Annotated in this window: 14 protein-coding genes; 9 read left to right on the forward strand and 5 right to left on the reverse strand. The window is 64.2% G+C overall.

The window, feature by feature from the left end:
- The first annotated feature begins 114 nt into the window (after window positions 1-114).
- On the forward strand, window positions 115-1,281 hold the full coding sequence (locus BP26_RS0124170) for a serine hydrolase domain-containing protein (protein WP_029923116.1): 1,167 nt from the start codon (window positions 115-117) through the stop codon (window positions 1,279-1,281).
- A 96-nt stretch (window positions 1,282-1,377) separates the two neighbouring features.
- Here the strand turns inward: BP26_RS0124170 and BP26_RS0124175 are convergent, their stop codons facing one another.
- The gene (locus BP26_RS0124175; protein WP_029923117.1) at window positions 1,378-1,650 is read right to left on the reverse strand and encodes a hypothetical protein; all 273 of its coding nucleotides are present in this window, start codon (window positions 1,648-1,650) and stop codon (window positions 1,378-1,380) included.
- 316 nt (window positions 1,651-1,966) lie between these two features.
- Window positions 1,967-2,356, reverse strand: a complete 390-nt coding sequence (locus BP26_RS0124180; RefSeq protein ID WP_029923118.1) for a hypothetical protein — start codon at window positions 2,354-2,356, stop codon at window positions 1,967-1,969.
- A 48-nt stretch (window positions 2,357-2,404) separates the two neighbouring features.
- On the opposite strand from BP26_RS0124180, the gene BP26_RS0124185 reads away from it, so the two are divergent.
- The 5 genes from BP26_RS0124185 to BP26_RS0124205 all read left to right on the forward strand — a co-directional run bounded on the left by BP26_RS0124185 (window position 2,405) and on the right by BP26_RS0124205 (window position 4,926).
- Window positions 2,405-2,845 carry an SET domain-containing protein gene (locus BP26_RS0124185; RefSeq protein ID WP_051749412.1) on the forward strand — a complete coding sequence of 147 codons (441 nt, stop codon included), beginning with the start codon at window positions 2,405-2,407 and terminating at the stop codon, window positions 2,843-2,845.
- A gap of 184 nt (window positions 2,846-3,029) precedes the next feature.
- Entirely contained in the window at window positions 3,030-3,257 is a 228-nt protein-coding gene (locus BP26_RS0124190) for a hypothetical protein (protein ID WP_157572747.1), read from the forward strand.
- A 90-nt stretch (window positions 3,258-3,347) separates the two neighbouring features.
- Window positions 3,348-3,824: a hypothetical protein gene (locus tag BP26_RS0124195; protein WP_029923121.1), complete on the forward strand. Its 477-nt coding sequence runs from the start codon at window positions 3,348-3,350 to the stop codon at window positions 3,822-3,824.
- 140 nt (window positions 3,825-3,964) lie between these two features.
- Window positions 3,965-4,465 carry a carboxymuconolactone decarboxylase family protein gene (locus tag BP26_RS0124200; RefSeq protein WP_029923122.1) on the forward strand — a complete coding sequence of 167 codons (501 nt, stop codon included), beginning with the start codon at window positions 3,965-3,967 and terminating at the stop codon, window positions 4,463-4,465.
- Window positions 4,466-4,503: 38 nt separating this feature from the next.
- Window positions 4,504-4,926, forward strand: a complete 423-nt coding sequence (locus BP26_RS0124205) for an LIC_13387 family protein (protein ID WP_029923123.1) — start codon at window positions 4,504-4,506, stop codon at window positions 4,924-4,926.
- 22 nt (window positions 4,927-4,948) lie between these two features.
- Here the strand turns inward: BP26_RS0124205 and BP26_RS0124210 are convergent, their stop codons facing one another.
- Complete coding sequence (locus BP26_RS0124210; protein WP_029923124.1) at window positions 4,949-5,272, reverse strand: hypothetical protein; 324 nt, start codon at window positions 5,270-5,272, stop codon at window positions 4,949-4,951.
- Between the two features lie 506 nt (window positions 5,273-5,778).
- Here BP26_RS0124210 and BP26_RS0124215 point away from each other — a divergent pair.
- From BP26_RS0124215 to BP26_RS29920, 3 genes are all read left to right on the forward strand, one after another.
- Window positions 5,779-6,087, forward strand: a complete 309-nt coding sequence (locus BP26_RS0124215) for a CsbD family protein (protein WP_211255039.1) — start codon at window positions 5,779-5,781, stop codon at window positions 6,085-6,087.
- A 154-nt stretch (window positions 6,088-6,241) separates the two neighbouring features.
- Complete coding sequence (locus tag BP26_RS0124220) at window positions 6,242-7,000, forward strand: DUF1295 domain-containing protein (protein ID WP_029923126.1); 759 nt, start codon at window positions 6,242-6,244, stop codon at window positions 6,998-7,000.
- A gap of 141 nt (window positions 7,001-7,141) precedes the next feature.
- Window positions 7,142-7,294 carry a hypothetical protein gene (locus BP26_RS29920; RefSeq protein WP_157572748.1) on the forward strand — a complete coding sequence of 51 codons (153 nt, stop codon included), beginning with the start codon at window positions 7,142-7,144 and terminating at the stop codon, window positions 7,292-7,294.
- 106 nt (window positions 7,295-7,400) lie between these two features.
- Here BP26_RS29920 and BP26_RS0124230 read toward each other — a convergent pair whose 3' ends face one another.
- Both BP26_RS0124230 and BP26_RS0124235 read right to left on the reverse strand, forming a co-directional pair.
- Window positions 7,401-8,159, reverse strand: a complete 759-nt coding sequence (locus BP26_RS0124230) for a TonB family protein (RefSeq protein WP_169740778.1) — start codon at window positions 8,157-8,159, stop codon at window positions 7,401-7,403.
- 204 nt (window positions 8,160-8,363) lie between these two features.
- A complete protein-coding gene (locus BP26_RS0124235) occupies window positions 8,364-10,487 on the reverse strand; it encodes a prolyl oligopeptidase family serine peptidase (protein ID WP_036517836.1) in 2,124 nt (707 codons plus the stop codon).
- Window positions 10,488-10,699 lie beyond the last annotated feature (212 nt).

The raw sequence follows: 10,699 nt of genomic DNA on the forward strand, positions 1-10,699 counted from the left end.
GAGTGTGGGCGGAGGATACAGCGGGAATGCTAACGTTGCAGGCACCAGGAATCGGCCCGCATGCGGGCCCGGTTTCCTCAAGAACAAACACATAAACGCAAGAGGAGCGGAACGATGTCACTCAAGGAGCAGGCGGACGGGCTGTTGCGGCAGGCGGCCGAAGCGGGCGCCGTACCGGGCGTGGTGGCGATGGTCACCAACCGGCAGGGTACCGTCTATGAAGGCGCCTTCGGCAAGCGCAGCCTGGGCCAGGACGCGCCGATGACGGCGGACACGGTGGGCCTGATCGCCTCCATGACCAAGGCGCTGACCAGTACGGCGGCGCTGCAACTGGTGGAACAGGGGCGGCTCGATCTCGACAGCCCGGCGGCGAAGTGGCTGCCGGAGCTGGGTGAAATCCAGGTACTGGAAGGTTTCGACGCCGCGGGCCAGCCGCGCCTGCGGGCGCCGAAACGGCCGATCACGCTGCGCCACCTGTTGACCCATACGGCGGGCTTCAGCTACGAATTCCTCAGCGAGGACATCCAGAAGTACCAGGCGGCGAAGGGGCTCAAGGGCATCTTCAGCTGCGAGCTGGCGGAACTGCGCCTGCCGCTGCTGTCCGATCCAGGCGAGCGCTGGGGTTATGGCATCAACACCGACTGGGCCGGCCGCGTGGTGGAAGCGGTAAGCGGGCAGAAGCTCGGTGCCTATTTGACGCAGCATGTGCTGGAACCGCTGGGCATGCGCGATACTGCTTTTTGCATGACGCCGCAGATGCGGGCGCGCAAGGCGGCGATCCATCAACGGCTCGAGGACGGCACGCTGGTGCCGACCGATTTCGAGGTGCCGCAACAACCGCAGTTCGAAATGGGCGGCGGCGGGCTCTACAGCACGGTCGGCGATTACCTGAAGTTCATCCGCATGATCCTCAACCGCGGCCAGGCCGCCGGCGGACAGGTGCTCAAGCCGGAAACGGTGGAGCTGATGTCGACCAACCAGATGGGCGCGCTGGACGTGCTGCCGCTGAAGAGCGCCAACCGCATGCTGACCAACGACCTGGTACTGCCGCCGGACGTGCCGCACAAGTGGGGCCTGGCCTACATGATCAACACCAAGGTGCTGCCCACCGGGCGCCCGGCGGGCAGCCTGATGTGGGCCGGCCTGACCAACTGTTATTACTGGATCGATCCCACCACCGGCATCGGCGGCGTGTTCCTGACGCAGATCCTGCCGTTCGCCGACGTCAAGGCCATGCCGCTGTTCTTCGCCTTCGAGTACACGGTGTACCAGAGCCTGTAGGAGCGCACAGGTGATGGCTGCGGGCATCGGGAGCCGGTGCCTGCAGCTGTTGCCGCGGTTCCGCCAAGGAATCAAAACAGTTACCGGCGGCGCCGCTCAGAACACCGGTCGCAACAGGACGATCACGGCCGCGGCCACGACCATTTCCACCAGATGTTGCGCCGCGTTGTAGGGACGCGAGATGCTGAGCATCAGGTAGATCGTTGCGGACAGGAAGCCGAGCAGCGCCCATAGCGGCGCCATCGCCACCAGCACCCAGGTGGCACCCAAGGAGAGCTGCTTCAGGGCCGCTTCGGTACCGGTCAGGTAGAGCAGCAAACCCGGCAAGGCGAACAGCAGGAAGACCGTACTGGCGCGAAACGCGACCATACGCGAACTCTTCGGTACTTTTGAATCCCACTCCGAAACCATCGGTTCTTCCTGCAAGGACAGCAGAGCTTTGCCGGCGATTCCAAACGCGACGGATCAGCAAGGCACGGTGCTTCAGGCGCCTCAACTATCATACCGCCACGCTTGCCGCGCGACGCACTCTCCCCGTCTATCGCTGTTTTGAGTTTGGTCGGGGAAGCCAGTATCGCCGCTCCGGACGGGCTTGGTACCGTGCAGTGCGATCAACGGTAGCGTCGAGCTTCCCGAAGCGTCATGGCGACCCGGATCGGAAGGTGCTCCGTTTTGGGGAGATGATTCATGGAGCGCGATTCACCTGATCCGGATCCTTGCGCATCAGATGCAGCATCAGGGCCTGCGTCTGTTCAGGCAAGGCATTGGGATCGCTGTGTGCCTGGTACCAGTCGGCGAAGTCGCGCTTGCGCGGGGTGTCGGTGCCCGGCAGGCTTTCCTTCAGCGACTTCAGTCGCCGGTCGGCTTTATCCAGCGGATTGCGGCGGCCGTTGACGATGACCGGAGCAAGTTCGCTGGTGGTGGTCGCGGCATCCGGCGCCTTCTCCGGCAGCTTGTCGTCGGCGAATGCGGCGATGGACAAGCATGCGGCGGCACCGAGGATCAGGCGACAGGCCGGAAACGCGGCGGGCACGATGCCGTGCCGCGCGGCCCGCTGATCCTGCACAATAGCCATGTTCTTCCCCAATACCGGCCCACGCCCGCCTGACGATCAAGCATGCCTTTGACCATCCCCCGAACGCAGCGCAAGCCGTCCGCCCCAGGTGACCGCATCATTCCGGTAAAAGTTCGCAACAGCCGCATCAACGGGCGCGGCTTGTTCGCCACCGCCGATCTGCCCGGTCGCAGGAAGCTGGGCGAAATCTCCGGGCAGGTGGTGAAGCTGCCGGGGGCGTGGAAGACGGTGGAACAGTCGGACAAGATCTATCTGATCGAGTTGAATCCGCGGCAGGCGCTGGAGTGCTCCACCGGCAACAGTTTCCGCTATCTCAACCATAGCTGCGCCGCCAACTGCTATATGCGCATCATCCGCAACCGGGTCGAGGTCTATACGCTGCGTCCGGTCAAGGCCGGCGCCGAACTCACCGTGAATTACGGCATGACGCCGCACAAGGATGGCATGCGCTGCGGCTGCGGCGCGCCGAACTGCAAAGGGCGCATTTAGGCCCTGGCCCCAGCCCCCTGCCCGGCTGCCGCTCGCCCCCGGATTCCGCACCGCCCGTCCCGCGCGCCGGGATCCGCTGAACTTTCGCGCTCATTGTGTACTCGGATTGACATAGCGACCGGCACGGACGATCCGAGGGATTCCGTGCGCCGGCTTTATCGCGCCAAGGAACGAGGTGCTCGACATGGCAAGAGCAACAATGCTGTCCATCGTGGTCGCGGGCTGCGTGCTGGCGGCCTGCGGCGGCCCGGAAGTGACATTGAAGAATCCGCAAAACGGTGAGGTGGCCTCCTGCAAGGGCGGCGTGGGTGCCACCGGCGTGACTTCCAGCCGCGTGGCGGACGACCTGATGACCAAGTGCGTGGACAGTTACACGCAGCATGGTTACGAAGTGGTGTCCGCCAAGCAATAAGCGGCCGCACCCTCTCCCCGCTGCTATGATCGTTCGTCCTGGGCGATGGCAGATCCTGGGCGGGTGTTCATATCGACAGGGAGAATCAACATGAAGCGCATGCTGCTCACCGTGGCAATGGCCATGCTTGCCGCACCGGTGTTCGCCGGCGTGGGCGTATCGGTCAATATCGGCGAACCCGGTTTCTACGGCCAGATCGAACTCGGCGAGAGCTATCCGCCGCCGCAAGTGGTTTACCGGCAGCCGGTGGTGATCCAGCAGGTTCCGGAGAGCATGGGGCCGCCGATCTACCTGCGCGTGCCTCCGGGTTATGCCCGGGACTGGCGTCACCACTGCATGGAATACAACGCCTGCGGCCACCGCGTCTATTTCGTGAAGAACAACTGGTACAGCAACGTCTACGCGCCGCGCTACCACCAGAACCACGGCGACCCAGGCTACCGGGACGATCATGGGCATGGCCCGGGACCGGGTCGCGGACACGACGATCATGGGCACGGCCCCGACCATGGCCGCGGCCCGGATCATGGGCACGACGATCATGGGCATGACCACCACGATCATTAAGTGGTAGCCGCTGCATCCGTGAAGCGGGTCAGGCGCTTGCCGCTGGCCCGCTTCTTCGTTTGCGGTGCCGGCTTGCGCCGCCTCCCCTGAAAATGCGGTAATGGGCCACCGCCCCAAGACGAGGCGCGGAGGAGACGGCGATGCCACGTATCGATGTGACCGACGACCTGGGCGGCTGGATGGCGCTGCGGCCCGAGATGGCGCCCGGCCTGGTGGCGCTGAGCGATGCCGTGTACGGCAAGTCGATCCTGCCGCTGCGGGTGCAGGAAATCGCGCGCATGCGCATCGCCCTGGCCAACCAGTGCGAGGTATGCCGCAACGCCCGCTACGCCGAAGGCCTGGAACAGGGCATGGACGAGGCCTTCTACGCCAACGTGGCGCAGTGGCGCACGGCGACCAATTACAGCGTGCGCGAGCAGCTTGCCGCGGAATATGCCGAGGGCTTCGCGCTGGACCATGTAGCCCTGCGCGACAACGAGGCTTTCTGGAATCGTTTCCGCCAGCAGTTCCGCGACGACGAGATCGTCGACCTGGCCTTGTGCTGCTCGCTGTGGCTGGGCGCCGGCCGCACCATGCGCGTGCTGGACGTGGGCCAGGCCTGCGCCCTGGTGATGAGCCGCCGCGAGGCGGAACCGGTCTGAGGCGCAGCCGCAGCGCGCATCCATAGCAATGGAGACGCATGCTCGCGCGCAACCTGATTCTCGCCGGCAGCGGCATCATCCTGGCGATGGGCTTGCTGCACCTGGCCTACACCTTCCTGACCGACAAATTCAGTCCGCATGGCGATGCGGCGCTGGAAGCACGCTTGAAGCAGGTTTCGCCCAATATTTCGCGCGACACCACCATGTGGAAAGCCTGGGTGGGCTTCAATGCCAGCCATAGCCTCGGCGTGATTTGCTTCGGCGCGGTTTACGGCTATCTGGACCTGTACCACACGGCCCTGCTGCTGCAGGATCGTTTCCTGGCCGTGTTCGGCGGCCTGTTTTTGCTGTGCTACCTGATCCTGGCCAGGCGCTACTGGTTCAGCGTGCCGCTGGCAGGCATTCTGCTCGCCCTGCTCCTTTACCTCGGCGGGTTCACCGTGGCGCTGACGCAGATGTAGCGGCTGCCGCATCGCAGTCCGCTCATCGGCTCCAGAATTCGGCTGAAATGACACCGCCGGTAGAGAGCGTCAGGGCAGCACACCGCCAGCCTGTCCCGCCGCTGTCCTGCATCGCGGCGCGGAATTGTTCGCAGGCGCGACACAGCATCTGGCGCAGTTCGTTGGTGATATCGAACCAGATAACGTGGCCGGTGGCGTCGATATGGTCGACTGTCACTTCACAGACTGGTTCGCTCACTTCGATTTTCATCACCGCGATGACCCAGGCATCGGGCGCATCGCTGGCCACCAGTTTCACCACTTCACGATAAAACGCCTGCTCGGCTTCTGACTGGATCGCTTTCATCGGGTCCGCCTTTCCCCTGTGATTTTCGAACTGCAAAACCACGTCATGGGGCTTGCTTGCGGCATTGCGTTGGTCCGGGACCATGCCGCGACTGGAATGGGAGACGCGGATGTAGCCGCGACTACGAAGCCTGCTGCCGACATGAATCCGGCACGTGCAATGCTGCCGAGCCGTGAAGGAAACGGCTGCGTTGCTGGCATTTCCGCAGCGTTGCTTGAGCGCCGCTGGAGAGCGGCGGCCGGTGATACCGGCGGGTGGGCATGGGAGCCTGACTCCGATGCGCCGGGCTGCTGCGACAGGCATGATTAAGACCGCCCGCCCCTATCCCGGTTCCGCGAATTTCGCCGGAAGCTGCGGCTATGCCATTGATTCAGCTGGAATTCAGTTTGAACGCCCACTCCCGGGGCGGAACCCTCACCGGTAGCGGGGGTCTTAACAACGGCCGATCAATACCATCGGGCCAATCCCCTACAAGCAGGCAATCCATACAGAACAGGAGTTCGATCATGAGCATGGACGACAAGGACGACGCGCGCGAACGCATCCACAATGCCGCAGAAGATGCGGCCCACAGCGCCAGCGCCGACAAGGCCAAGGGCCGGGTCAAGGAGGCCGTAGGCAAGGTCAAGGAGAAGGTCGGCGGCGCCATCGGCGATCACGAACTCGAAGCCAAGGGCACGGCGCAGAGGGTCGAAGGCAAGAAGGATCGCCTCAAGGGCGAGATCAAGGACAAGATCGAAGACGTGAAAGAGCACATCGAAGCCGGCATCGGCGTGGTGAAAGAGAAGATCGACGAAGCACGCGGCAAGAAGTAAGCGCCGCCCGCAGCGAAAAAAGGCCCCGCGGCGCGGGGCCTTTCCTGTTGCGCGAACCATCGATGGAGATGACGATCCCTCGTCCATTCGGCTGAATCGCCGCGCGGCCGATCCTTTAGTCTGAGCCGGGGAATACAAGGGACAAGGGCGCGGAATGGTCAACCATATCCAGGCGGGGCTGACGATTTTCATCTTCGTCGTCTCGGTGCTGAGCTTCTGGGGCAGCCTGCGCACGGTCAATCCTTACGGACGGCATATGCAGCCGGGCCAGCGCCATACGCTGCCGGCGCTGCCGGCCTGGCTGCTGTTCGAGGCGCCGCAATTGTTCGCCTTCGCCCTCACCTTCTGGCTCAGCGCCGATGCGCCCTCCACGGCGGCGGTAATCCTGTTCGCGCTATGGCAGGCGCACTATTGCTACCGCGCCCTGGTCTATCCGCTGCGCATGCGCGACCGCCACAAGCGTTTTCCGCTGAGCGGCGTGGTCTTCGGCATCCTGTTCAACAGCATCAACGGCTTTATCAACGGCTACGCGGTGGCGCGCGCACCGCACCTGATGGACGCGGCGTGGTTGCATGACCCGCGCTTCGTCGTCGGCCTGGCTGTCGCCGTCGCCGGCTGGCTGATCAATTTCCAGGCCGACACCATTCTCATCGGGCTGCGGCAGGACGGCAGTACCGGCTACAAGGTGCCCTACGGCGGGCTGTTCCGCTACGTATCGTCCGCCAACTATTTCGGCGAGATCGTGCTGTGGTGCGGCTGGGCGCTGATGAGCTTCACCCCGGCGGGCCTGTCTTTCGCCGTCTTCAGCACCGCCAACCTGCTGCCGCGGGCCTTATCGCATCATCGCTGGTACGTCGAGCGCTTCCCCGACTATCCGAGGGAGCGCAAGGCGATCATTCCGGGGCTGCTCTGAACCTGGATACACCCCGGTGCACCGTCTGGCGGCCTGCCGGCAACGTTCAGCCGGCCCAGGTCTCCGGCTAAGCCGTTTGCCGTACGCTAAACTGATTGCAGGCGGGCAAAGTACCCGCCGTTCCAAGAGGAGGAGATATCCATGAGCAGAGGCATGACACCGGCCATATTGGCGATGGTGAACGAGCGTGAGCGCGACAAGCTGCGCTGCATGTTGAGCCTGCGCAAGCCGACGCAGGCGGTGACGCCGCCGGCCGCACAGTCGCAGATCCAGCGGGTCGAAAGGCTTTCCTGACGGTTTGAGCGGGGTGGGCTGCATCGGCCGGGGACGATGCAGCGGAAAAGCGGCGGCGCAAGGCGCCATCGGTTGATTCGGCGATCGGCCGCGGGAGTGCTGTCGCTCAGGGGCTGGTTGGCTTCCAGTCGATCTCCTGGGTGAAGACGATGGTGTCATGTGCCGCCCGCACACGATTCGGGATATATGGGATCTCGGTATTCAACTGCATCATCCCCAGCGCGACCAGCGAGGCGCCGTCCAGCAAGGCCGAGCCGGAACTGCGGCTGATCGAAACGCCGAGGAGGCGCGAGTCGCGATCCAGCGACACGCACAGCAGGGTATATCCCGACTCGCCGGCATCCAGTGCCAACTTCGGAAAGATCAGTTCTTTCTTCACCGCGTCGGAAAATTCGGACGGAAAACCGCTCCATTCCTCTGCCGTCACCTCCTTGGCACCGACGTCTCCTTCCTTCGTTCCGGTGCTCTTGCAGGGCCGATCCTGCGCCGCCTCGTGCAAAGGTGCGTCGGCAGGCCGCTCGGGTTTGAAGTTCACGCTGAACACGATCCATACCTGCTGCTGGCCGGGCGCCAGGTCTTGCGGCAGGGGTGCACGTTCCTTGGCACCCTTCAACGTGCCCACAGCCAGCAGCGCCGCACCATCCAGCAGGGGGAACCCGCTACCTTCGGCGATGCGTCCGCTATGTACCAAGCCGTCGCGGCTGATCATGGCGCAAAGTTGTACGGTGCCGATCTGGCCGGCGTTCAGCGCTTCGGTCGGGTAGGACACGCGATTGGAGAAGCGCTTCAGGAAGTCCTGCCCGTAGGCACTGTCGGTGGCCGCCAACATCCGCGTCGCAGGTGGGCAGATGGTGTCGTCCGTCATGCCTGCGAGTTCCTTGTTCTTGCCTCCGGATGCGGAGCATCCCGCCAGCAGGCATAGGAGCGCCATCGCGGCCGACGCAAGTCCGAATCCACCGTATCTCTTCATCGCTCGTGTCTCACGCAGGTTCATTCAGCCAGTTTGTTCAGGACACGCCGCAACAGCATAAGCCACCGCGGCATGAAGCCGTGCCGGAAACCCTCGTCGCTACTTCGCCAGACCCATGGCGTTCAGCGCGAAGGCATAGATATCCGCGTATTCCTCGATCAGCTTGCCGGTAGGCTTGCCGGAGCCGTGGCCGGTGCGCAGGTCGATGCGGATCAGGATGGGATTGCCGTCCGGATCGGCGTGCTGCATGGCCGCGGCGAACTTGAAGCTGTGGGCCGGGTAGACGCGGTCGTCATGGTCGCCGGTGAGAATCAGCATCGGCGGGTACTTCACCCCGGCCTTGATGTTGTGGTACGGCGAGTACGCCAGCAGGGCCTTGAACTCGTCCGCGTTCTCGACCGAACCGTAATCCGATTCCCAACCCTTGCCGACGGTGAAGTCGCGGAAGCGCAGCATGTCCATCACGCCGACCTGCGGGATCACCGCGGCGAACAGGTCGGGGCGCTGTTCCGTCACGGCGCCGATCAGCAGGCCGCCGTTGGAGCGGCCGTAGACCGCCAGCCGTTTCGGGCTGGTCCACTTCTGGGCGATGAGGTATTCGGCGCCGCCGATGAAGTCATCGAACACGTTCTGCTTGTGGGTCTTCATGCCGGCTTCGTGCCAGGCGCGGCCGTACTCGCCGCCGCCGCGCATATTGGCCACGGCGTAGACGCCGCCCATCTGGATCCAGGTGGCGATGGCCGCGGAGAACGTGGGCTGCACGGAGATGTTGAAGCCGCCGTAGCCGTAGAGGATGGTGGGGTTGGCGCCGTCCTGCTTCACGCCCTTGCGCGCGGTGACGATCATCGGCACGCGGGTGCCGTCCTTGCTGGCGTAGAACATCTGGCGGCTTTCGAAGTCCGCCGGCTTGAAGCCGGCCAGCTTCGGTGCGTGCAGCAGCGCGGATTTTCCGCTTCTCAGGTCCAGGCGATAGACCGAGGCCGGCGTGGTGTAGCTGCTGTAGCTGTAGTAGGTATCGGTGTCGTCGATGCGTCCGGCGAAGCCGCTGGCGGTGCCCAGGCCCGGCAGCTTCACCTCGCCCAGCAGCTTGCCCTGCGGGCTGTAGCGGCGCACGGCGCTGTGCGCGTCCTGCAGGTACTGCGCGACGATCTGGCCGCCAACCAGGCTGGCCTGGTCGAGGGTGTCCTTGCTTTCCGCCACCACCGTGCGCCATTTCTCCGGCGCGGCATCGGCGAGGTCGATGGCGACGATGCGGTAGCGCGGGGCATTGTCGTCGGTCAGGACGTAGAGGGTGCTGCCGATATTGCCGATAACGGAGTACTGCGCCGCCGGTTTGGGGATGACTTCGCTGATCTTGCCGTCGGCAACGGACAGGTCCTGCACCAGCACGGTGTTCTGCACCTGGTCGCCGTAGTTGGCGGAGATGACGAGGTAGCGGCCGTCGTCGGTGACCTGGCCGCCGACGAACCAGTCCGGATCGTCGCTACGGGTGTAGACCAGGGTGTCGGCCGACTGCGGCGTGCCGAGCTTGTGGAAGTAGAGCTTCTCGTACTGGTTGGCGGCCTTGAGCAGTTCGCCTTCCCTGGGGGCGTCGTAGACGGTGTAGTAGAAGCCCGAGCCGTCCTTGCGCCAGCTGCCGCCGCCGGCCTTGGACCAGTGCAGCTCGTCGGGCAGGTCCTGACCGCTGGCGATGTCCCTGACCCGCCACACCTGCCAGTCCGAGCCGGCTTCCGACAGCGCGTAGGCGAAGTAGCGGCCGTCGTCGGAGACGGCGCTCTCGCGCAGGGACACGGTACCGTCCTTGGACAGGCTGTTGGGGTCGAGCAGGATCTTGCCCTTCAACTTGGGATTGTCGGTGGCGAACAGTACGGACTGGCTCTGCAGGCCGTCGTTGTGCGAGTAGATCCACCATTTGCCGTGCTTCTCCGGCGCGCTCCAGCGCTCGAAGTTCCAGATCTTGCGCATGCGCTCGACGATGCCGTCGCGTCCCGGGATCGCGGCCAGGTAGTCGCTGCTCTGCTTGGCTTCGGCTTCGACCCAGTTGCGGGTTTGCGGCGAGTCGATGTCTTCCATCCAGCGGTACGGGTCCGGCACCTTGATGCCGTGATATTCGTCGACCACTTCGCCGCGCGCCGCGGGCGGATAACTCAGGGCAACCGGCGTCGCGGCGGACGCCACACCAGCCGCCGCCAGGAACGACAGTGCCACCACGAACCTCTTCATGGAAAATTACTCCAAAACGGATGCGCAAGCATAGCCTTTCGGAGGTCTTTTCCGCACAGGGACGGGCTGCGCGCCGGGTAAAGATGGGCGAAGGACTGGTGAGGGCACCGCCGCGGGGTGACCCGTCCTAGCCAGGGTTGACACCTTCTAGGGTGGACGAAAGATGTGCCAAAGACGCCCGATGCGCCGCATCGGGCGTTTTCATTTTCAAT

Source organism: Nevskia soli DSM 19509 (genome assembly GCF_000711955.1).
Classification (GTDB): Bacteria; Pseudomonadota; Gammaproteobacteria; order Nevskiales; family Nevskiaceae; genus Nevskia; species Nevskia soli.